Raw genomic sequence first — 22,294 nt, forward strand, 5'->3', positions numbered from 1 at the left:
AAATCCCAGGACAGAAAGACGAAAGAGGACTTTCCATGACTTCAGATCAACCGATCCGCTGGGGCATCATCGGCCCCGGCACCATCGCCCGCACCTTTGCCGACGGCGTCGCTCATTCGCGCACGGGAAAGCTGGTGGCGATCGCCACCCGCAATCCTGCAAAGCCGGGTCTTGCCGAAAACTTCCCCGGCGCCCGCATCGTCGATGGTTACGAGACGTTGCTCTCCGATAAGGAGATCGATGCGATCTATATCGCCGTCCCGCACACCGGCCATGCCGAATGGGCGATCAAGGCGGCACGCGCCGGCAAGCACATCCTGGTGGAAAAGCCGATCGCGCTGTCGGCCTACGATGCCGAAGCCGTTTACTACGAGGCTAAAAAAGCCGGCGTCTTTGCCGGGGAAGCTTTCATGTACCGCGTGCATCCGCAGACGGAGAAGCTGGTCGAACTCGTCAAAAGCGGCGCCATCGGCACCGTTCGCATCATCCGCTCGAGCTTCGGCTTCAACATGGGCAGCTATAAGCCGGAACATCGGCTTTTCGCCAACGACACCGCCGGCGGCGGCATTCTCGATGTCGGCGGTTATCCGGTCTCGATGGCCAGACTGATTGCCGGCGCCGCGGAGGGCAAGGCCTTCCTCGAACCGGAGAAGGTCTCGGGCGTCGCCCATCTCGGCCAAAGCGGCGTCGATGAATGGGCATCTGCCGTGCTCAAGTTCCCGAACGAGATCATCGCCGAAGTCTCCTGCTCGATCATGGCGCAGCAGGACAATGTGCTGCGCATCATCGGCTCGGAAGGCCGGATCGAGGTCCAGGACTTCTGGTTTGCCTCCGGCCACAAGGGCGGCGTCGGCAAGATCGAGATTTTCAAGGGCGGCAGCCGAGAAACCGTCGAACTCAGGGAGGATCGCTGGCTCTATTCCTTCGAGGCGGATGCGGCAGGCGATGCCATCCGCGCCGGCAAGACCGAATTCAGCTCTCCCGGCATGAGCTGGGCAGATTCGATCGGAAACCTGCGTGTGCTCGACCAGTGGCGTGCTTCGGTCGGCCTCGAATATGGCGTGGAAAAAGCCAGCAAACGCACGGCAAACATTGCCGGCGGCGCGATTGCGCGCGGCAACAGCATTCCGCAGCGTCAGATTCCCGGCATTTCCAAGCCGGCTTCGGTCGTGACACTCGGTTTCGAATTCTTCCCGAACTTCGCCTCTGCCTCGCTGACGCTCGACGCCTTTTACGAAGCCGGCGGCAATGCCTTCGACACCGCCTATGTCTATGGCGGCGGCAAGACGGAGGCGATCTTCGGCGACTGGCACACAAGCCGCAACGTGCCGCGCGAGGAGATCGTGCTGATCGGCAAGGGCGCTCATTCGCCGCTCTGCTATCCCGATATGATCGCAAAGCAGCTCGACCAGTCGCTTGCCCGGCTGAAGACCGATTATGTCGACATCTATTTCATGCATCGCGACAATACCGACGTGCCCGTCGGGGAGTTCGTCGATGCCATGGATGCCGAGGTCAAGCGTGGACGCATCCGCGGCATATTCGGCGGCTCGAACTGGACGCGGGCCCGCTTCGACGAAGCGATCGCTTATGCCGAAAAGACCGGCAAGGCGGCGCCAGCGGCACTCTCCAACAACTTCTCGCTCGCCGAAATGCTCGATCCGATCTGGGCCGGCTGCGTTGCCGCTTCCGATGACGACTGGAAGAAATGGCTGAACGAGAAGCAGATCCCGAACTTTGCCTGGTCGAGCCAGGGCCGCGGCTTCTTTACCGACCGCGCCGGCCGGGACAAGCGGGACGATGAGGAGATCGTGCGGGTCTGGTATTCCGAGCGCAACTTCGGACGCCGCGACCGTGCCATCGAGCTTGCCAACAAACTCGGCCGCAATCCGATCCACATCGCGCTCGCCTATGTGATCGCCCAGCCTTTCCCGGTCATTCCGCTGATCGGGCCGCGCACCGTCGCCGAATTGGAAGACAGCCTCTCGGCGCTCGACATCAAGCTCACACCCGATCAGGTGAAGTGGCTGGAAGGCTGACGCAACAGGAAAGGGCGCGGTTTGAACCCGCGCCCTCCCGATATTTACTTGCGCCCTTCGGACGCCTTCTTTTTGGCGGCGTCGTCCATCAGCTCATACCACATGGCGTTGAGGACGGCGAAGGCGGCGGCCAACGGCAGGCCGAGCATCCATGCAAAATACCACATCGTTTCGTCTCCCTCAGTAGGCGTGGCTGTTCTTGTCGGTGATGGACTTCTCATCGACCTTGCCCCATAGAACCTTGTAGACCCAGGCTGTGTAGGCGAAGATGATCGGCAGGAAGATCACCGTCACCACCAGCATGATGAACAGTGTCATGTGGCTGGAGGATGCATCCCAGACCGTCAGGCTCGATCGCGGATCGAGCGAAGAGGGCAGGATGAACGGGAACATCGACAGGCCGACCGTCGAGATGATGCCAAAGATCGCCAGCTTGCTGAAGAGCAGCGTCATGACCTCGCGCCTTGCCCGCATGGCAATGAAGGCCAGTGCCGCGCCGGCGAAACCGAGGACGGGCGCGATGATCGTCCACGAGTGGGTGGTGTAGTTGGTAAGCCACGCGCCTTTCTCCAGCGCCACGGTTTTCAGCAGCGGATTGGAGGGGCCGATCGGGCTGATATCGCTGGTGATGCGATAGCCACCGACGCCGATCCACAGGAAGAGACCGCCGAGTGCGAAAAGCAGAACAACGGCAAGGGCGGCGATGCTGCCATAGCGTCTGGCGCGCTCCGCGACCGGACCACTCGACTTCAACACCAGCCAGGCCGCACCATGCATCGTCAGCATGGCTAGGGAAAGCAGGCCGCAGAGCAGAGCATAGGGGTTGAGCAGCGCGAAGAAGGAGCCTTCGTAGAAGATCCGCATATCGTCCGCAAAGCGGAAGGGCACGCCCTGCAGCACATTGCCGACGGCGACGCCGAAGATCAGCGACGGCACGAAGCCGCCGATAAAGAGCGCCCAGTCCCAGCCGCTCCGCCAGCGGGCGCTTTCCCGTTTCGACCGGTATTTGAAACCGACCGGGCGCAGGATGAGCGCGAAGAGGATCGCGAACATCGCCAAATAGAAGCCCGAGAAGGAGACCGCATAAAGCGGCGGCCAGGCGGCAAAGATGGCGCCGCCGCCGAGGATCAGCCAGACCTGGTTGCCCTCCCAGGTGGCGCCGACGGTGTTGATCGCCACGCGCCGTTCCGTATCGGTCCGGGCGACGAAAGGCAGAAGCGTGCCGACGCCGAGATCGAAGCCGCCCGTCGTCGCAAAGGCGATCAGCAGGACGCCGAGCAGTAGCCACCAGATGAGACGCAGGGTTTCATAGTCGATGAGTTGGTGAAGGATCATGGCAAGTCACTCCGCGGCCGGGACGAGGGTTTCGGAAATCAGATGGGCTTCCGGCTCGTCGTCCGGCTCCGGTCCTTGCTTGATCGCCTTGATCATCAGGCCCATCTCGATGACGATCAGAACGGTATAAAGTGCGCCAAAACCGATAATGGTCAGAAGCACAGTGCCGGCGCCGAGGCTGGAGACGGCGGCTGCCGTCGGCAATACGCCTTCGATCACCCAGGGCTGGCGGCCGAACTCGGCGACGACCCAGCCAAGTTCGATGGCAACCCAGGGCAGGGGAATGGCAATCACGGCAATCCTTAAAAGCAGCGGGTACTTGTCGAGATGGCGCCGCGCCGACAGCCAGAAGAAGGTGGCGGTCAGCAGGATGAAGAAGATGCCGAGGCCGACCATGATGCGGAAGGACCAGAAGAGTGTCGGCACGTGCGGGATCGTATCGCGCGCGGCCTGGACGATCTGCTCTTCGGTCGCCTGGCGCGGATCGTCGACGTAGCGCTTCAGAAGAAGAGCGTAGCCCAGATCATGGCCGAGATCCTCGAAGGAAGTGCGCACTTCCTGCGCAACCTGACCCTGTGCCGGTACTGCGCGGATCTGCATCAGCGCGTCGTAAGCCTTGATGCCGTCGCGGATCCGGCTTTCGGCCTGCTGTTCGAGCTTGTCGATGCCGGGGATTTCGGTGGTCAGCGACCGCGTGCCGATCAGGCCCATGACCCAGGGGATATGCACGGCAAAATGCGTTTCGCGCGCCTCCTGGTCGGGGAAGCCGAAGGCGGTGAAGGCCGCCGGCGCCGGTTCCGTCTTCCACATGCCCTCGATCGCAGCAAGCTTCATCTTCTGGTTTTCGGTGGCGAGATAACCGCTCTCGTCGCCAAGCACGACGACTGATAGAGCCGAGGCGAGGCCGAAGGAGGCGGCGACCGTCATCGATCGCTTGGCAAGCTCGATATGCCGACCCTTGAGGACGTACCAAGCCGAAACGCCGAGCACGAAGATCGAGGCGCAGACATAGCCTGCCGATACCGTGTGGACGAATTTCGCCTGGGCGACGGGATTGAAGACCACGTCGAAGAAGCTTGTGATCTCCATGCGCATCGTCTGCGGATTGAGCGCCGATCCCACCGGGTTCTGCATCCAGCCATTGGCGATCAGGATCCAGAGCGCGGAAAAGTTCGATCCCAGCGCCACCGCCCAGGTGGCGACGAGATGCCCGACCTTCGACAGCTTGTCCCAGCCGAAGAAGAACAGCCCGACGAAGGTCGCCTCGAGGAAGAAGGCCATCAGGCCTTCGATCGCCAGCGGTGCGCCGAAGATGTCGCCGACATAATAGCTGTAATAGCTCCAGTTCATGCCGAACTGGAATTCCATGACGATGCCGGTGGCGACTCCGAGCACGAAATTGATGCCGAACAGCGTGCCCCAGAATTTCGTCATCTGGCGCCAGATCTGGCGGCCGGTCATGACATAGACGGTTTCCATGATCGCCAAGAGCACGGACAGGCCAAGCGTCAAGGGCACGAACAGGAAGTGGTAAAGCGCCGTCAGCGCGAATTGGAAGCGCGAAAGTGCTACGATATCTAGTTCCATTGTCTTCTCCCACGGTCCCACGGGGTACGGGCGTTCCTCAGCGCCGACGGCGCGTGAGGGCATGCAGTCTTGCCTAGATCCGGATGATTTTAGGCCGATCCGGCCTAAAATCTGAATCCGTATCTAAATCAAAGAAGTAGAGCATGATGTCGTCCGAAAACCGCTCACACTTTTCGGCATCATGCTCTAGTCCGGCCGAAGCCGGTCGAGCGCCTTTTCGAACGCTGCCTCTCCGCGGCGCGAAATTTCTGTGATGCGACCGCCGTTGATGACGGCGATGCGGTCTGCGATCGCCGCCTCCCGGCGGATATGCGTGGCAATCACCAGCGAACGGCCCGCCGCCATTACCGACAGCCGGCAGAGCACGTCGCGGGCGGTGACGCCGTCGAGGCCCTCGGTCGGCTCATCGAGCAGCCAGAGCGGTGTGTCGCGCAGGAAGAGCCGGGCAAGCGTCAGCCGGCGCGACTGGCCGCCGGAAAGTCCGAGCCCGCCTTCGCCAAGCGGCGTATCGATCCCCCGCGGCATGGCCTCGACATCGGCAAGCAGGCCGGCAGCGGCGAGTGCTTCGCGAAGGCGGCCCTCGCTCGTATCGGGGTTCGCGAGACAGAGGTTGCCGCGCAGGCTGTCCTCGAAGAGCTCCGTCCGCTGCGTCAGCAGGGTCGCCGTCATCGCGGCAGCACTTCCTGTCCTTGCCGGCAATTCGCCGGAAAGGAGAGCAAGCAGGCTCGACTTGCCGGCGCCGCTGCTGCCGATGATGGCTAGGTGTTCGCCTTGTGCAAGCGCGAGCTCAATGCCCTGGAGCGCCGGCACGGCGGAGTTTTCATGGAAGGCCGACACCTTCGCCAGCGAAAAGGCGTATCCCGGCAACGGCGCCGCCAATGGTTCGGGTGCCGCCGCGACGGCAAGCCGCGGCGCGATGCGCCTTGCAGCAAGCAGCGTCCTGCCGAGTTCCAGGGCGCCACGGCGCAGCGCTGCGAAGGGTTCGACTGCCGCAAAGGCGACGAGCAGGCCGAGTGCGGCGACAGGAGCGGTAATCACCTTCGCTTCCGCAAGTGCCGCGACGGCAAGCAGTGATGCCGTCAGCAGCAGGGTGGATACGAGGCTGAAGCCGAATGTCAGGCCGGTCTCGACGCGGTTCAGCCGGTCGTCGGCGCGGGCGCAGTATTGGTCTGCCGCGGCAATCGTCTCCCTCTGTGCGGCAAGCCGGCCGGCCATCAGCAGATCGGTCTGACCGGCGACGAGATCGATCGTCCGCGACCGCAGCGCCTCGATGCCATGGGCGCGTTGGCGGGCATGTTTGCGCGCCGCCCGGCCAGCGATCGACGGCAGAGCAAGGCCGGCACCGGCGAGAAAAAGGCCGAAGCACATGCCGAACACGGGATGCATCAGCCCCAGCACGAGGCTTGCCGCCAGTGCTGCACCGATCGCGACAGCAGCCGGCACGAGGATGCGCAGGTAGAGGGAATCGAGCGCATCGATATCGGCCGTCAGCCGGAAGAGCAGCCGTGCGGGACGATGCAACAGCGCGCGAGCCGCGGCCGGTTCGGCGAAACCGCGAAACAGCTTTTCGCGCAGGGCGGCGAGCACGCCGAGCGTTGCGTCATGGGTCGCAAGCCTTTCGCCGTAGCGCGCGGCCGTACGGACGATGGCGAGCAGGCGGATGCCGGCGGACGGCGCAAAAACGTCGAAGGTGATGGCGGCAGCGGCCGAAAGGCCGGCGAGCGAAGTGGCGGTGATGAACCAGCCGGACAGGCCGAGGAGGGCAATACCGGCAGTTACCGTCGCTGCCGAAAGTGCTGCGCCAAGCAGCAGCGCACGCCGGCGCTCGGCAAGGAACAGGCGCAGGATCGGCTTGAGGTCGGCAGCAAATCCGCTCATTCGGCGGCCTCCCTCATAACGATGTCGGCATCGACGCGAATGATGCGATGCATGCGGGCGGCAAGCAGCGGATCGTGGGTCGCAACGATCAAAGTGCGGCCCCTGGCGAGCGAAAGCAGACTCTCGATCACCTCGGCGGCGGTGGCGGCGTCGAGATGTGCGGTCGGCTCGTCGGCGAGGATGATCCGCAGATGCGGATTGCAGGCCGCCCGCGCAATCGCAAGCCGCAGCGCCTCGCCGCCGGAAAGTCCGATCCCGCCTTCGCCGAGCGGCCGGTTGCCATAGGCGGCTGCGACTTTTCCGAGCCTGGCGGCGTCGAGCGCATCCGTCACGTTGCCGCGCAGGATACCAGGCCTGCCAAGCGCGATATTGCCGGCGATGGTGCCGGCAAAAATATGCGGCCTCTGGCCGATCCATGCCATGCTGGCGCGCAAGGCGTGGGCGCTGTCATCCGCAAGCTCTATGCCGCCGATGACGATACGGCCGCCGGTGCAGGGCGCCAGCCCTGATATGAGCGAAAGAAGCGTCGACTTGCCGGAACCGCTGGCGCCAAGAAGCGCCAGATGTTCGCCGGCGGCGATATCGAGGTTGAAACCGTCAAGGATCAACGGCTCGGCGGCGTTGTAGCGGAAATCGACATTCTCAAGACGGATGGCCGGCGCTTCGGTGATGGCAGATGCTGCTGGTGCGACTTCGGCTGCTCCTCGGATCGACAGGCCGCCGGCAGCGAGGGCGTCCAGGGATTTCAGCGCCGCTTCGCCGGCCGCCCGATCGTGCCAGACAGCCGAGAGTTCGCGCAGCGGTTCGAAGAAGGCCGGTGCAAGCAGCAGGATGAACAGTCCCTCGGTCAGGTCGAGCCGGCCTACCCAGGTGCCGAAGCGGATTTCGCCAAGCAGGCTGAAGCCGACATAGACGGCAATCATCGCCACGCCGAGGGCGGCGAAAAGCTCGAGCACCGCCGAGGACAGAAAGGCGATCTTCAACACCGCCATGGTGCGCGTACGCAGCGACTCCGCCTCGCGACGCAGCCGTAGCGCCGTTGCATCGACTGCGTCGAGCGCACGGATGGTCGCCAGTCCGCGCAGCCGATCGAGCAGGAAGCCGTTGAGGCCGCCGGTCGCGACGAGTTGCCTTTCGCTGGCCGCCTGAGCACGCCAGCCGATCAACGCCATGAAGATGGGAATCAGCGGCGCGGCGAACAGCAAAACCAGAGCGGCGATCCAGGAGACCGGCAGGATGAAGGCAAGGATGACGAACGGCACGAGGCTCGCCTTCATCCGCGCCGGCTGAAAACGGGCGAGGTAGGGCACGATCAGTTCGGCCTGTTCGCCAATGACGCTTGCGGCTTTGCCGGAGGCAGGCCGGCCGCGATCGACCGGCGACGACATGGACACTGCCGCGACGGCGATCTGCCGCCTGCGGCTGAGTTCGGCGCGGGCGGCTTGAAAAGCCAGGCGACCGCCGGCCGCGTCGAGACAGCTTCTTGCAAATCCGAGGGCGAGGATGCCGAGGGCTGGCCAGAGAACGTCATGCGATCCGCCGCCATCAGCGATGCGGCCGACCGAGATGGCCAGCAACCCGGCCTGCGGGATCCAGACGGCAGCGGCCAGCGCTTGCAGCATCGCCGCTCTGCGCAGCCCGCCTTTCGCATCATCTGGGCCGGTGACAGGCGAGACCGTATCGCCGTCCGGCAACGGCTCGGCCTCTTGTCTATCCTTCGCGTCGAAGAAAGCAGTGCCCATGGCGCTAACTCTTGTTCGCAGGATTTGGCCGGCGGCTGCGGCCGAGCGAAACGACCCGGTCCTTGGCCTCCAGAAGCTTGGTCACTTTCGCGCCCAGCGAGAGTAACGTTGCGAGCCTTTCTGTTTCAAGTTGTTTTACGTCTTCATACCAATGTGTCAGCTGCTCGATCAGCGTGTGCATCTCGCTCATGCGTTGCTGCGCATGGCGCTCGGCGTCGCTGGCCGGCCGCTGCATCAGGATTTCGCGCAGGACCGACAGCGTCGGATCGACTTCGCGCTTCTTTCGCTGCTCGGCAAGCGTCCTCAATATGTGCCAGACATCATCCGGCGTGGTGAAGAAATCGCGGCGGTCGTCCGGCTTGTGTTTCAGGATGACAAGGTTCCAGGCCTGCAGTTCGCGCAGGCTCATCGAAACATTGGAGCGCGAGATGCCGAGCGACTCGGCGATCTCCTCGGCACAGACCGGCGCGGGCGAGACGAAGAGCAGGGCATAGATCTGGCCGACCGTGCGGTTGATTCCCCAGCGCGACCCCATTTCGCCGAAGTGGAGAACGAAGGACTGGACGAGAGGCGGAAGGTTCATGGTCGTTTCCGTTGCGTCTGTGATTTCAGAAATTTCTGAAATCACTATACTGACTTTCGCGTCTCGCCGGCAATCGGCAAGGCATGCCTGCGTCAATTTGGATGTCCGTTCGTTGACCGTTGGCTAGATATAGCCTGGTGCGACGTGGCTGGATTTGACTTGGGTCAAGTCCACAGCACTTTGCAACGATGACACAGAAACGCCCGGCGATGCGCTTGCCTGCCGGGCGTTCTGGTCGGATTGAGATGTCTAGGCCGCCGCTGCTGCCCAGTTTTCGTTCAGGAATGCCGTCCGGCTCAGATCAAGCCGGCCAGGATGCCGACGCCAGCAATGGCGGCAATGCCACCTGCCGTGCGCGTCACGAAGACGCCCTGCCGTTCACCGGCGCGGCCGATGACGTAACCAAGAGCGAGACCGGAGACATGCAGCAGCGCCGTCGCGGCCATGAAGCCGGCGGCATAGGCGGCACCGCCGGCATTTTCCGGCATTTCGGCGCCATGTACATAACCGTGGAAGACGGCGAAGAGACCGATCATGCCGAGCGCTGCGGCCAGCGGCGCCTTGACGTTGAGCGCAACGACGGCGCCGAGGACGACGACGGAAAGCGCGATGCCGGTTTCAACGAAGGGAACATTGATCCCAGCAACGCCGAGCGCACCACCGAGTGCCATCACCAGAACGAAGGTCGTCGGCACGAGCCAGGTGGCGCGGCCACCGAGCTGAAATGCGAAAACACCGACCATCACCATGGCGAGGACATGATCGAGGCCAGAGATCGGATGGGCAAAGCCATGGCTGAAGCCGGCAGCTTCGCCGATGGCGGGATGGGCATAGGCGACGGCTGGAATCGCTGCGGCAGACAAGGCAAGCAGACCGCTCTTGAGTGCTGATTTCATTGCTCATTCCTCGTGAGTTTTCGAATATCCTGCGGCCGCCGAACACAGGTACGGTTCCAAGTCGCGTGCATCACGCTAGTTCAAAGAATTCGCCCCGTCAACGAAAATGCCATGAAATACCGAGCCAATTCAATTGCTTATCTGATAGGCAGATGCCGCTTTCGATAGCGCCTCCCAGCGCCCCAGCGACTCAAGATCGAACTGGAAACGGTCCCCCGCAGAGGCTATCAATCGTCCGGCAGAGACGGCGCAGACCGCCGTGATGGAGGAGACGCCATGACGAATATCGAACGGCCGCTGGCGATCAGCGCCCCCGAGCCGCGCACGCTCGATCTGATTTTCAGCGACAAGGCGCGCGCCCAATTGCAGGCGAAATATGAGATCGTCGAGGCCGATCCAGAGAATATCGCCGGGCTCGGCGACGATATCCTTAACAGAGCACGCTACATCATCGGCCAGCCGCCGCTTTCGGCGCACACGCTGGGACGTATGCCGGCCTTGCGCTCGATCCTCAATGTCGAAAGCAATCTTCTCAACAACATGCCCTATGAGGTGCTCTTTGAGCGCGGCATCCATGTGGTGACCACAGGCCAGGTCTTTGCGGAGCCGGTCGCCGAAATCGGTCTCGGTTTCGCGCTGGCCTTGGCGCGCGGCATCGTCGATGCGGATGTCGCTTTTCGCCAAGGCAACGAACTCTGGGGAGGGGAGGGGAATGCAAGTGCGCGGCTGATCGCCGGCTCCGAGATCGGCATCGTCGGCTTCGGCGATCTCGGCAAGGCGCTGCGGAGGGTGCTGTCCGGCTTCAGGGCGCGCATCCGGGTATTCGACCCCTGGCTGCCGCAATCGATCCTCGAGGAAAACGGCGTCGAGCCGGCGAGCCTCGAAGATGTCCTGACGAAGAGCGATTTCGTCTTCGTCGCCGCCGCCGTCACCAGCGAGAACAGGGGATTTCTCGGCGCCGAGGCTTTCGCCAGCATGCGCAGGGGCGCGGCCTTCATCCTTCTCAGCCGCGCCGATGTCGTCGATTTCGATGCACTGATGGCGGCCGTCTCGTCAGGCCACATCGTCGCGGCGAGCGACGTCTACCCTGAGGAACCGCTGCCGCCCGATCATCCGGTGCGGAGCCTGAAAGGTTTCATCCGCTCGGCGCATAGGGCTGGCGCCCTCGACAGCGCCTTCAAGAAGATGGGCGACATGGTGCTCGAAGACATGGATCTGATGGATCGCGGCCTGCCGCCGATGCGCTGCAAGCGGGCGGAACGCGAGACGGTTTCGCGCATGCGTTCCAAACCGGTCGCGGTGAATTAGAGCAATTCCAGGAAAAGTGCGAAGCGGTTTTCAGTCCGGAATTGCGTAAAAACAAAAGGATAGAGCGGTTCTGCGCTTCCGTTAAAAGCTGAACCGCTCTAGGCCAGAAGAGGCGCGCCACTCAGGCGGCGCGCTGCTCGGCGCCTTGGATCGCGGCGAGCTTCCAGTCGGCGCTCGGCTTGCGCACGAAGGTCCATACCTCGGTGCTTTCGCTCGGGTGGTGATCGTCGCCGGAAACGATCCGGCCGCTGTCGCGTTCGACCATGGCATCGATCGAGGAATAGCGCATGGCGAGCGTCGCATATTCCTGACCATCCTCGCGCCAGGCCTCGGCAATATCGCCCTGCAGCAGCTTGACGTCGGAGACGCGGTTGCGCACGCCGTTGGTGGCGTTTTCGCCGAGTTCCTCGGCAAGATAGGACATGGCCTCAGGCGTCGTCAGGCGACGCAACGTGCCGTAATCTTCGGCACCGTAGGCGGTCTGCACTTGGGTCAGCAGTTCCTCGAACTGATCGAGATCGGCCTGCGCCAGCCCGATCTCGTCGCTCGGGCGGTTGCCGCGCGAGGACGAAGCTGAACCGGCGCCCGAACCGATCGCCGGGATCTGGAAGGACGAGTTGCCGGCAGGCGACATGCTATAGGATGGCTGGCTATAGGATTGTGGAGGGGATCGGCTCGGGCCTCCGACGCCGTAGGAAGGCTGGCGGCGGTTGGCGAAATAACGCATGGCGAGCATGACGGCGCCGCCGATCAAGGCGATCTGCAGCAACATGCCAAGGAAGCCGAAGCCGCCGCCGAAACCGTGGCCGAGCAGCATACCGAGAAGACCGCCGGCAATCAGGCCGCCGATCATCGAACGGCCGAATCCGCCGAATAAACCGGGGCGCTGAGCGCCGAGGGGCTGTTGCGCGGTAGCAGGCGCGGTGGTCTGCGGACGTGGCGTCATCGACCTTTCGATCGGTGCTGCGGTTCCAGGCGCGGTGCTGGTGACAGGCGGTGCCTGGAAGGTGCGCGTGCCGCGGCTTCCGAAACCGCCGCTTCCGGCGCGGCGCGCCTCGGCATCGTCAAGGGAAGCAAAAACGGTAGCGCTCGTCAGAGCGGCAATGGCCGCGATCTTGGCAAAACGCGAAACGGCACTCGGCATTCCTGATCTCCTGTCATGCGCAATCACGGTATGTCGAGATGTAATATAGGGACTCTTTCCGCCGTGTGAAGCTCTTCGGCGCCATTACTGGCAGACGTCGACCCAACTGGCGCCGGTTAGCTCTGCCAGCCGTCCGGTGGCGATGCGCACGGCCGAGTTCGTCGAGCCGGCCGCCGGCACGACTTCATCGAAGCGTTTCAGTGAGATGTCACAATAGATAGGGAGCGGCGAAGGCAGGCCGAAGGGGCAGACGCCGCCGACCGGATGGCTGGTGACTGCCACAACCTCTTCGGCATCGAGCATGCGCCCCTTGGCTCCGAAGGTGTCCTTGAACTTGCGATTGTCGAGCCGCGCCGTGCCGCCGGCAACGACCAGCATCATCCGCTCGCCAACACGCAGGCAGATCGTCTTGGCGATCTGGGCCGGCTCGACGCCATGGGCTTCAGCGGCAAGCGCCACCGTCGAGGAGCTCTCGGCGGTTTCGATGATTTCGATATCGGGTGCGTGGGCGCGCAGGAAGGCGCGGACAGATTCAAGGCTCATGACGCGATGCTAGCCCAGGAAATACGCAATTTGAAGCGTAAAAGGCGCCTGTCAAAAACCGCCGCTTGCAAGTCCTGCGGACATCGTCATAATAATTTTGCACACGTGCTCATTTTTGTCATTCGGCCGTTACGTTCAACCCCTAGAGCGGGATACGCCACGTTTTCGTGGGGTTTCGGAGCGGTCATCATCAGCAGTGCTGACCCGTCAAGAGGCCTCACACTGCTCTTCCAGGGAGACGAAGAAGATGACCATTTTGCCGACACTGAAATCGCTTGCCGTCGCGGCCGCCATCCTGGCCTCGACCTCTGCAATTGCACTTGCCAAGGATGTTCACATCAGCGTCTGGGCCGGCGGCACCGGCCCGAACGACGTCTATCGCCTCGACGCCATCGAGATCGCAGCCCAGCAGCTGCAGCGCGAAGCCGCCCTCAAGGGCGAAGAGCTGAAGATCACCGTCGAAAAGAAGCCTTATTCGGGCTGGGAGGACTTCAAGCAGGCGCTGACCCTTGCCGCCGAAGCCAAGACTGCCCCGAACATCGTCGTCAGCGGCCATGAAGACATCGCACCCTGGTCGCAGGCAGGCCTTATCGTTCCGATCGAAGATTATGTCGATCTCGACTCCTGGCCGCTCAGCGACATCTATGAAAACCTGTTGCAGATCGCCTCTTACAACGGCACCGTCTACGGCATCCCGCAGGACGCCGAATCCCGCCCGATGTTCTTCTGGAAGCCTTACATGAAGGCGATCGGTTACAGCGATGCCGATCTGGACGCCCTGCCGCAGAGCGTCCAGGACGGCAAGTACACCATGAAGAACCTGCTCGAAGACGCCAAGAAGATGCAGGACAAGGGCCTTGTTCAGGCCGGCTACGGTTTTTATCCGCGCACCAGCAACGGCCCTGATTACTGGCAGTTCTACACCAGCTTCGGCGGCACGATGGAAGAAGGCGGCAAGCTCGTTTTCGACAAAGCCGCGATGACCCGCACCTATCAGTTCTTCGCCGATGCCGTAAAGGCAGGCGTCACCAAGAAGAACCATATCGGCATGCCGGGCGATCAGTGGTGGAAGGAAGTCGCCACCGGCAAGGCTGGTATCTGGGACGGCGGCACCTGGCACTATGCCCGCCTCGTCAACCAGGAAGGCCTGAAGGACTTCTTCGGCAACGTGATCTTCACGCTGATCCCCGCCGGCGAAGGCGGCAAGGCCAACACGCTCACCCATCCGCTCGTTTACCTGCTGACCGCAGGTCACGACCAGGAAGACACCGAGATCGCCGCCCAACTGGTCAAGATCGCCTCCGAGCCGCGCACCAACGCGCTGCATGCGGTCAAATCAGCCCATCTCGGCATCTCCAAGTCGGAATCCACCGTCGACTTCTACTCGGCCGACCGCTGGACCCGCGAAGCCACCGAGCGCCTGCTGCCGCATGCCAATGCGATGCCGAACAATTCCGATTTCGGCAAATATTGGAACATCATGTGGAAGAACCTCGAGGCATCCTGGACCGGCGCCAAGACCGTAGACGCCGCCATTGGCGATGCCGAGAGCGAGCTGAAAAGCACGCTCGGCGACAAGATCGTCATCCGCTAAGATCGAAGCACTCTCCGGGCGGCGGCAGCACCGCCGCCCGGTCGGTTCGCGATGAGGGGCTTCCATGAAATCGTCCAGAACGCTCGGACTGGTGATGATCGCGCCTGCGGCGATCATGATCGTCCTGTTCTTCCTGATGCCGGTGGTACTGACCGCGGTCTTCTCGATGACCAACATGACGACGGCGACCGGCATATCAGGCGGTGTCTACCAGATCGCGCCCAATTCCCTGATCGCGCTGAAATCGGCGATGCCAGACATCGCAGCCGAGATGGCCGAACCGCGCTACACGATCGACGATGCAGGCCTCACGGCCGTCGAGGGCCTCGGGCTTGCGCCGGGGATTGCCGCGGAATTGCGCGCCAAACATATAGGCGAGGTCTTCCCGACACGCCGCGACGTCGAGCGCATGATCAAGGATCTTGCCGAGCGACCTTCGACACGCGAGGTCAAGCAGATCTCCGAACAGTTTAACCGCTCCGTCCTCAACACCCGTTTCGACAGCAAGGAGCAGCTCTTTTCGGCACTGGATAGTCTGGGTTTCGAGCTGATGCCGGAACAGAAGGAAACCGTCGCCAAGGTCACCTATACCGGCTGGACCTGGACGACTGACAATTTCTCACGCATGGCCACCTCGCCCGACATGGCGCGTGTGCTTTTCAATACCGTGCTCTACGTCGCGCTGGTGCTGATGCTCTTCAATGTCGGTTATGCGCTGTTGCTCGCCATCTTGACGCATTACATGCCGCCAACGCCTGCCTCGATCTTCCGAGGCATCTGGCTCCTGCCGCGCATCACGCCCGTCGTCATCTACGTCATGCTGTGGAAGTGGCTCGCCTGGGACAGCGGATTCATCTCTATCCTGATGGGCAAGTTCGGCTATCCGCCGAAGAACTACCTGCTCGACAACGCCTATAACGCCTGGCTCTTCGTCGTGCTGATCAACGGCTTCATCGGCGCCTCGATGGGCATGCTGGTCTTCTCCTCGGCGATGAAGGCCATTCCGAAAAGCCAGTTCTATGCGAGCGAGGTCGACGGCGCCTCCCGCTGGCAGCAGATCCGCTACATCATCCTGCCGCAGATGCGCTGGCCAATCCTTTTCGTCACCTGCTATCAGACGCTGTCGCTGCTTGCCTCCTTCAATGAAATCCTGCTCGCGACCAATGGCGGACCGGGCAATGCGACCGAGGTCTGGGCGCTGTCCGCCTATCACACTGCGCTGAGGAACTATGCCGGCAACCTGGAATACGGGTTGGGTGCCGCCATGGCATTGGTGCTCGTCGTCATCGGCGTGATGCTGTCGCTCCTCTATCTGCGCGTCTTCAGCTACGGCACGCTTGTCGCCAAGCCCTTGATCGAGGATTGACCATGGCCGAACGATCGCAGCCCTCGGCAAATTACCGCAGCTGGCCTGTCATAACGGCGCTGACTATCGTCAGCCTGCCGCTGCTCCTGATGTATCTCTATCTCTTCCTCGACACTGTGACGGTGAAGCAGGCGGACGCGCTGCTGCCTTCGGGCTTGACGCTCAATCACTGGCGCTTCCTCTGGCAGACGACAGGGGGCAAGGCGAACATCTGGCAGGTGACTGTGAATACGCTGCTCTTTGCGGCCTGCACCACCAGCCTCGTGCTTATCGTCTCGTCGATGGCGGGCTATGTTCTGTCACGACTGAACGTGCCGGCACGCGGCTTCTTCCTTGCCGGCGTCATGGTGCTGCATGCCTTCCCGTCGGTGACGCTGATCATCGCCATCTTCATCGTGCTGCAGATGATCGGCCTCTACAATTCATTGATCGGCGTGATCCTGGTGAAGGCGGCGATCGACCTGCCGCTCGGCATCTGGCTGATGAAGGGCTTCTACGACACCGTGCCCTGGGAAATCGAAATGGCCGGCGTCGTCGACGGCGCCTCGCGTTTCCGCGTCTGGCGCAGCCTCGTGCTGCCGCAGGTCAAGCCCGGCATTATGGCGCTTGGCCTCTTCTCTTTCCTCTCCGGCTGGGGCGAATTCATCCTGCCGCAAGTGCTGGCGCCGGGCAACCAAGTGCAGGTGCTTTCGGTCTATCTCGCGGCCTTCCTCGCCGACGACAACAACTATGACTTCAACATGTTCAAAGCGGTCGGCGTCTTCTACCTCGTTCCGGTGCTGATCGCTTACGCGCTCTTCAACAAATACCTCATGAACATCTATGGCGGCGGGAGCAAAGGCTGATGCGCATCCTCCTCGACAATTTTTCGAAGAGCTTCGGCTCCACCAAAGTCATCGAAAACATGCAGCTCGAAGTCGGCGATGGCGAGATGCTGGCGCTGCTCGGCCCTTCCGGCTGCGGCAAATCGACGACGCTTTTCGCGGTCTGTGGCATTCATCGGCCGACCAGCGGACGCATCCTCTTCGGCGACCGCGACGTCACGGATCTGCCGAGCCAAGCCCGCAATGTCGGCGTCGTCTTCCAGTCCTATGCGCTCTATCCGCACATGACGGTTGCCGAAAACATCGGCTTTCCGCTGAAGGTAAAGGGCATGCCGGCCGCCGAAATCCGCAAGGAAGTCGACCGTATCGCCGCCCTCGTTCACATCGGCAACCTGATGGGCCGCAGGCCGGCCGAGCTTTCCGGCGGCCAGCAGCAGCGTGTGGCGCTCGCGCGCGCGCTGATCCGCAAGCCCGATGTACTGCTGCTCGACGAGCCGCTCGCCAATCTCGACGCCAAGCTGCGCCTCGAAATGCGCTCGGAAATCCGCCGCCTGCAACGCGAAACCGGCATCACCGCCATTCTCGTGACCCACGACCAGGTCGAGGCGATGAGCATGTGCGACCGCATCGCCATCATGAAGGAAGGCGAGATCGTCCAGATCGCCACGCCGGCCGAAATGTACAATGATCCGAAGACCGCTTTCGTCGCCGGCTTTCTCGGCAATCCGCCAATCACCTTCCTGCGCGGCGTCGTGGACAAGGGCGCCTTCATCATCCCGGAAAGCGAGATCCGCGTGCCGCTGCCGGATTCTGTCGGTGCCGCCGAGGGCACGAAGCTGATGCTCGGCGTCCGGCCGGAGCATTTTACGCCGACAGGCGACATCGCCGTGCCGGGCAAGGTCACCTTTGCCGAAACACAGGGCCGCGAGAACCTCTACGACGTGGCTCTTGCCGGCGGACCGCTGCTGCGCTCCATCCAGCCGGTACGCAGCGATATTCACGTCGGTGACGAGGTCCGCTGGGCGATCGACAGCAGCGGCATATTCGTCTTCGACGAAAATGGCAGGAGGCTCGGATGACCCGCGATTTCTCAGCGTTTTTCGAGCGTTACGGCTGGCCATCGGGCAAGGGCCGGCTTCCCTTTTGCATCGGCCATCGCGGCGCCAGCGGCCATGAACGTGAGAATACGATTGCAGCCTTCCGCCGCGCCGCCGAACTCGGCGCTGAGATGTGGGAGCTCGACACGCAGTTGACCCGCGACGGCGTGGTCGTCGTCTCGCATGACGACCATCTCGAGCGCGTCTTCGGCATCGACCGCCGCATTTCCGAGATGACCGCGGCAGAGCTCGCAGCCCTCGACGGCGTCGACGTGCCGAGTTTTTCGGAGGTGGCCGCGCTCGGCCGCGAGACCGGGACCGGCCTCTATGTCGAACTCAAGGCGCCTGGGACCGGCATGCGCTGCTGGCGGCATCTTGCCGAGATGAAGCAGCGTTTCGCCTGTCTCGGCTCCTTCGACACGGCACAGGTGCGCGAACTTAGCGACGCGGCCTGCGATTTTCCACTTTCGGTGCTGATCCGGGTCGGCCACGATCCGCACGCGCTCGGCGACGGGGCCGGCGCCGATATCCTACATCTGTGTTGGGAGAGGGCAGGCGAACGTCCGCAGGATCTGGTGACCGACGCGCTGATGCGCCGCGCTTTCGATGCTGGCCGCGAGATCGTGCTCTGGCACGAGGAGCGGCCGGCCGTTCTCGATGACATCATGAAGCTTCCGGTTCTCGGCATCTGCACGGATCTGCCCGATCTGATGCGGCCGTCGGCAGTCAAGGAAAATGCGATTGGCAGACAGGGATAAGGGACCGCGCAAGGCAACCTCCTTCGACGTAGCGCGCGTGGCCGGCGTCTCGCGCGCTGCCGTGTCGCGCGCCTTCACGCCGGATGCCAGCGTCTCGCCGAAGACGCGCGAGAAGGTCTATCAGGCCGCCAAGGAACTCGGCTACCGGGTGAACTATCTTGCCCGAAGCTTGACCAACAAACGCTCCGATCTCGTCGGCGTCGTCGCCGCCGGCCTCGACAATCCGTTCCGCACGTTGCAGATCGAGAATCTGGCGAGAGTGCTGATCGCCCGCAATTTCCGCCCCATCCTGCTGCCGACCTCGCCGGAGGCCGATACCTCGACGGTTATCGGCCAGCTGCTGCACTACGCCGTCTCGGGCGTCATCGTCACCTCGGACGCACCGCCGACCGAGATCTGCGAGCAATGTGCGGCCGAAGGCGTGCCGATCGTGCTGATCAACAAGGGCAACGATATCCCCTTCGTCGACCGCATCATCTCCGATGACCGCATGGCCGGCCATCTCGCCGCCACCCACCTGATCGACAGCGGCGTGCGAAAGCCCGCCGTCATGGCGGCTCCCACCATATCCTATACGGCACGGCGGCGCAGCGAGGCCTTCATCGCGCGCTGCAAGCAGCTCGGCGTCGAGGCGCAGTTCCTGCAGGTCAGGATCAACGACTACCGGAGCGGCTATGATGCGGCAGCCGAACTTGCCGCGTCCGGGATAGACGGGCTGTTTTGCGCCAACGACTACATGGCCTGCGGCGTCATCGACCGCGTCATGCAGGGTCGAGGCCGCGATGATGCGCCGCCGCTCTCCATCATCGGCCATGACGACATTCCTCAGGCGAGCTGGACCGCCTACGATCTCACCACCATCCGCCAACCCTGCGACCTCCAGGCCGAAAAGACGGTCGACCTGCTGATGAGCCGCATAGTCGAGCCGGACCTGACAGCGCGTGTCGAATTCACGCCGGTGACACTGATCAGAAGAAGGACTGCCTGATGAACTCCGCATTCGACGCCGCTGCCATCCGCGCACGGGCGGAGGTCGCCATCATCGTTGCCCTCGAGGTCGGGCGGGAAACGGCCCGGTTTCGGCACGCCTCTGACCTCGGCTCGCTTGCCGTCGAGAACAAGGGATTGCAGGATTTCGTCACCATCGCCGACAGGAGGGCCGAGCAGGCGATCCGCGAGGGGCTGCTCTCGCGCTTTCCGGATGACACCTTCATGGGCGAAGAGAGCGGCGGACGATCGGGCGGGGGCGGCACCTGGGTCGTTGATCCGATCGACGGCACGACCAACTATATCAGAGGCTTCCGGCACTGGGGCGTCTCGATCGCCTTCGTCGTCGGTGGCAAGGTCGAGATCGGCGTGGTCTACGACGCGGCCGGAGACAAAGTCTTTCACGCCGTCCGCGGCGGCGGCGCCTTCAAGGATGGTCTTCCGGTGCATGCGGCTGCGACTGTCGATCCGGCCAATGCGCTTGTCATTCTCGGCCATTCCCGCAAGACGAGCTTCGACGATCATCTCGCGCTCTCGCGGCGGCTCCACGAACGCGGCATGGATTATCGCCGCATGGGCGCGGCCGCCATCGACCTCGTTCGCGTCGCCGAGGGTGCTGCCGATCTCTATTACGAACGCCACCTCAATGCCTGGGACATGCTCGCCGGCGCGCTGATCGCCGAAGAGGCCGGCGCGATGGTGGCGATGCCGCCGGTCGACAAGCTGCTTGCGCAGGGCGGACCCGTCATCGCCCACGCGCCGGGGCTTGCCGGCGAATTCGCCTTCATCCTCGACATCGAGGGGCTATAGATACACCGTCCCAGAGACGCGATCCGCCCGATTGGGGAACTGCGAGCGCTACGAAACAACGCGATTGCGGCCGCTCTTTTTAGCCGTGTAGAGATTCTGATCGGCGATCGCCAAAATCTCGTTCGGAGACTTGGCAGACAGGGTACTGGCGACACCGATGCTGATGGTGACGTGCAGCCCGTTGCAGATCTCGGACCAGTCCCACTGTTCAATGGCCGAACGCAGCTTTTCGCAGACATCGGCGGCGCCTCGGGGAGCGCCGGCGAGCAGGACGACGAATTCCTCGCCGCCAAAGCGAACTGCCTGATCGGTAATGCGCAACTGGCTGCGCAATATGGCTCCAATGGTACTCAGGACCCGGTCGCCGATCATGTGAGAGAAGTTGTCGTTGATCGACTTGAAGTGGTCGACATCCAACATCGCGATGGAATATGGACGCTTCTCAGACGTCAGTTCCTTAAAGCGGCTGTCGAGATATTTGCGGTTATAGAGCCCGGTCAGCGTGTCCAGATAGACGGCACTGGCAAGGATATCGGTTTGCTCCTGCAATTTCTGATAGGACGCCTCCAGCGTTTCCGCGCGCTTCGTCTCCGTTTCGGCAACTTCCTTGAACCGCTTGGTTTCATAGTAGATTTCGGCGAGACGTGCGCGCTGCTGGGTTCTCTCGGCGCTATTGCGCAAATAGGCCTGGTGGTATTTCTTATGGGCCGCCAGCGCCGGATCGAACTGTCCCAGCCCTTCATAGGCCTGCGACAGATAAAGATAGATCTGGATACAGGAATCGAAACTACCGCCGTCGTCGATCAGCTCCGTCGCCTCGAGCAGCGGCGACAGGGCTTCCGCGAATTTTCCGGAATTGTTGTAGATCTGGCCCAGGGTGTAGAGATATTGCTGCCTGTCCCTAATATAGCTGTTCTCTTGGAATAGCCGGTAGCGGACCATGCACTGGAGCGCCTCGTCATGTTCGCCCAGGTGACTGTGGAACTCGGCTTTATTGCCGAGACAGATGCGAGCAGCCCAGCTGTCGCCGGTCTCGGTTGCGATGTCGAGCGCCTGTTCGGTCAGTTCCAGCGCTCTGACCAGCATCCGGCGTCCTTCCTCCGGCCGGCCGAGCGCCTCCGCGATATATGCGCCTTCCGAATGAGCGCCGCCGAGATTGATGAGCCACCAGCCTTCATAAGTCTTGTTGCCGATCGATCTGGCGAGTGCGACGGACCTCTCGCTCATCAAGATGGCCCGGTCGGGCTGCTTGTTGTACCAGAAGATAATTCCAATGACGTTGGTCGCCAGGCTTTGCGCTTTCAAGTCTGCAGTCTTGTCGGCCAGATCCAACGCGCGGGTCGCTTCTTCGATCGCTTCCTCCGGCAATCCCAGTTCCAAGAGCAACCATCCAAAATACGCCCGGGCGCAGGCTTCCTGTTTGTGCTCCCCGTTCAATTTCCAGAAGTCTACCGCCCGCCGGATATGCGTCAGTCCAAGTTCGGCCTTGCCGATTTGAAAACAATACCAGGCAATGTCGGTGTCGCATTGAGCGGCGAGGCGATCGTCGCCCCGCGCCTCGGCATCAACAAGGATTTCGCCGGCCAGTGTGAGTGCGTCAAGCGAACGGCCTGTACACCCAAGATGCCACGCTTCTTGTAAGTTGGGATTTGTTTGCTGAGTAATTGCTTCGGTATCAACGCCTTGCATATTATCGAACACCAACATTTCTCTGCTGGGTATGGATAGCATCAGAAGTTTAAAATGATGCAAACTGCAAAAAGCACGCGACAAGCCCGGAAATACGCTATCGAAATCTCCCAC

General features: G+C 62.4%; 19 protein-coding genes. 9 read left to right on the forward strand and 10 right to left on the reverse strand.

Going from position 1 to position 22,294, the window contains the following annotated elements:
- Positions 1 to 35: 35 nt before the first annotated feature.
- Positions 36 to 2,039 carry an aldo/keto reductase gene (locus B5P46_RS00695; RefSeq protein WP_129417001.1) on the forward strand — a complete coding sequence of 668 codons (2,004 nt, stop codon included), beginning with the start codon at positions 36 to 38 and terminating at the stop codon, positions 2,037 to 2,039.
- A 44-nt stretch (positions 2,040 to 2,083) separates the two neighbouring features.
- On the opposite strand, the gene cydX is transcribed toward B5P46_RS00695, so the two are convergent.
- From cydX to B5P46_RS00730, 7 genes are all read right to left on the reverse strand, one after another.
- On the reverse strand, positions 2,084 to 2,206 hold the full coding sequence (gene cydX / locus B5P46_RS00700) for a cytochrome bd-I oxidase subunit CydX (protein ID WP_129417002.1): 123 nt from the start codon (positions 2,204 to 2,206) through the stop codon (positions 2,084 to 2,086).
- A 13-nt stretch (positions 2,207 to 2,219) separates the two neighbouring features.
- On the reverse strand, positions 2,220 to 3,374 hold the full coding sequence (gene cydB, locus B5P46_RS00705) for a cytochrome d ubiquinol oxidase subunit II (protein ID WP_129417003.1): 1,155 nt from the start codon (positions 3,372 to 3,374) through the stop codon (positions 2,220 to 2,222).
- Positions 3,375 to 3,380: 6 nt separating this feature from the next.
- Positions 3,381 to 4,961, reverse strand: coding sequence for a cytochrome ubiquinol oxidase subunit I (locus B5P46_RS00710; RefSeq protein WP_129417004.1), 1,581 nt, complete (start codon positions 4,959 to 4,961; stop codon positions 3,381 to 3,383).
- Between the two features lie 186 nt (positions 4,962 to 5,147).
- Entirely contained in the window at positions 5,148 to 6,839 is a 1,692-nt protein-coding gene (locus B5P46_RS00715; protein WP_129417005.1) for an amino acid ABC transporter ATP-binding/permease protein, read from the reverse strand.
- Complete coding sequence (gene cydD / locus B5P46_RS00720) at positions 6,836 to 8,581, reverse strand: thiol reductant ABC exporter subunit CydD (protein ID WP_129417006.1); 1,746 nt, start codon at positions 8,579 to 8,581, stop codon at positions 6,836 to 6,838. Before cydD ends, B5P46_RS00715 begins: the two co-directional genes overlap by 4 nt.
- 4 nt (positions 8,582 to 8,585) lie before the next feature.
- Positions 8,586 to 9,164, reverse strand: a complete 579-nt coding sequence (locus B5P46_RS00725; protein ID WP_129417007.1) for a GbsR/MarR family transcriptional regulator — start codon at positions 9,162 to 9,164, stop codon at positions 8,586 to 8,588.
- 296 nt (positions 9,165 to 9,460) lie between these two features.
- Positions 9,461 to 10,060 carry a HupE/UreJ family protein gene (locus B5P46_RS00730; protein WP_129417008.1) on the reverse strand — a complete coding sequence of 200 codons (600 nt, stop codon included), beginning with the start codon at positions 10,058 to 10,060 and terminating at the stop codon, positions 9,461 to 9,463.
- A 276-nt stretch (positions 10,061 to 10,336) separates the two neighbouring features.
- Here B5P46_RS00730 and B5P46_RS00735 point away from each other — a divergent pair, with 276 nt between their 5' ends.
- Positions 10,337 to 11,368 carry a hydroxyacid dehydrogenase gene (locus tag B5P46_RS00735; protein ID WP_129417009.1) on the forward strand — a complete coding sequence of 344 codons (1,032 nt, stop codon included), beginning with the start codon at positions 10,337 to 10,339 and terminating at the stop codon, positions 11,366 to 11,368.
- A gap of 121 nt (positions 11,369 to 11,489) precedes the next feature.
- Here B5P46_RS00735 and B5P46_RS00740 read toward each other — a convergent pair whose 3' ends face one another.
- On the reverse strand, positions 11,490 to 12,512 hold the full coding sequence (locus tag B5P46_RS00740; RefSeq protein ID WP_129417010.1) for a Tim44 domain-containing protein: 1,023 nt from the start codon (positions 12,510 to 12,512) through the stop codon (positions 11,490 to 11,492).
- Positions 12,513 to 12,596: 84 nt separating this feature from the next.
- Complete coding sequence (locus B5P46_RS00745; RefSeq protein ID WP_129417011.1) at positions 12,597 to 13,055, reverse strand: YbaK/EbsC family protein; 459 nt, start codon at positions 13,053 to 13,055, stop codon at positions 12,597 to 12,599.
- 247 nt (positions 13,056 to 13,302) lie between these two features.
- Between B5P46_RS00745 and B5P46_RS00750 the strand changes: the two genes are divergently transcribed.
- The 7 genes from B5P46_RS00750 to B5P46_RS00780 all read left to right on the forward strand — a co-directional run bounded on the left by B5P46_RS00750 (position 13,303) and on the right by B5P46_RS00780 (position 20,491).
- Entirely contained in the window at positions 13,303 to 14,649 is a 1,347-nt protein-coding gene (locus B5P46_RS00750) for an extracellular solute-binding protein (protein ID WP_129417012.1), read from the forward strand.
- A 64-nt stretch (positions 14,650 to 14,713) separates the two neighbouring features.
- Entirely contained in the window at positions 14,714 to 16,015 is a 1,302-nt protein-coding gene (locus B5P46_RS00755) for a carbohydrate ABC transporter permease (protein ID WP_129417013.1), read from the forward strand.
- A 2-nt stretch (positions 16,016 to 16,017) separates the two neighbouring features.
- Positions 16,018 to 16,860: a carbohydrate ABC transporter permease gene (locus B5P46_RS00760; RefSeq protein WP_129417014.1), complete on the forward strand. Its 843-nt coding sequence runs from the start codon at positions 16,018 to 16,020 to the stop codon at positions 16,858 to 16,860.
- The gene (locus B5P46_RS00765) at positions 16,860 to 17,918 is read left to right on the forward strand and encodes an ABC transporter ATP-binding protein (protein ID WP_129417015.1); all 1,059 of its coding nucleotides are present in this window, start codon (positions 16,860 to 16,862) and stop codon (positions 17,916 to 17,918) included. The genes B5P46_RS00760 and B5P46_RS00765 overlap by 1 nt, the downstream gene beginning before the upstream one ends.
- Positions 17,915 to 18,694, forward strand: a complete 780-nt coding sequence (locus B5P46_RS00770; RefSeq protein ID WP_129417016.1) for a glycerophosphodiester phosphodiesterase — start codon at positions 17,915 to 17,917, stop codon at positions 18,692 to 18,694. The genes B5P46_RS00765 and B5P46_RS00770 overlap by 4 nt, the downstream gene beginning before the upstream one ends.
- Positions 18,678 to 19,682 carry a LacI family DNA-binding transcriptional regulator gene (locus B5P46_RS00775; RefSeq protein WP_129417017.1) on the forward strand — a complete coding sequence of 335 codons (1,005 nt, stop codon included), beginning with the start codon at positions 18,678 to 18,680 and terminating at the stop codon, positions 19,680 to 19,682. The genes B5P46_RS00770 and B5P46_RS00775 overlap by 17 nt, the downstream gene beginning before the upstream one ends.
- Positions 19,682 to 20,491 (forward strand): inositol monophosphatase family protein, encoded by an 810-nt coding sequence (locus tag B5P46_RS00780; protein WP_129417018.1) that lies wholly within the window; start codon positions 19,682 to 19,684, stop codon positions 20,489 to 20,491. The genes B5P46_RS00775 and B5P46_RS00780 overlap by 1 nt, the downstream gene beginning before the upstream one ends.
- A 48-nt stretch (positions 20,492 to 20,539) precedes the next feature.
- On the opposite strand, the gene B5P46_RS00785 is transcribed toward B5P46_RS00780, so the two are convergent.
- Positions 20,540 to 22,198 (reverse strand): GGDEF domain-containing protein, encoded by a 1,659-nt coding sequence (locus B5P46_RS00785; RefSeq protein ID WP_129417128.1) that lies wholly within the window; start codon positions 22,196 to 22,198, stop codon positions 20,540 to 20,542.
- Positions 22,199 to 22,294 lie beyond the last annotated feature (96 nt).

Origin of the sequence: Rhizobium leguminosarum, assembly GCF_004123835.1 — a bacterium.
Classification (GTDB): domain Bacteria; phylum Pseudomonadota; class Alphaproteobacteria; order Rhizobiales; family Rhizobiaceae; genus Rhizobium; species Rhizobium leguminosarum_M.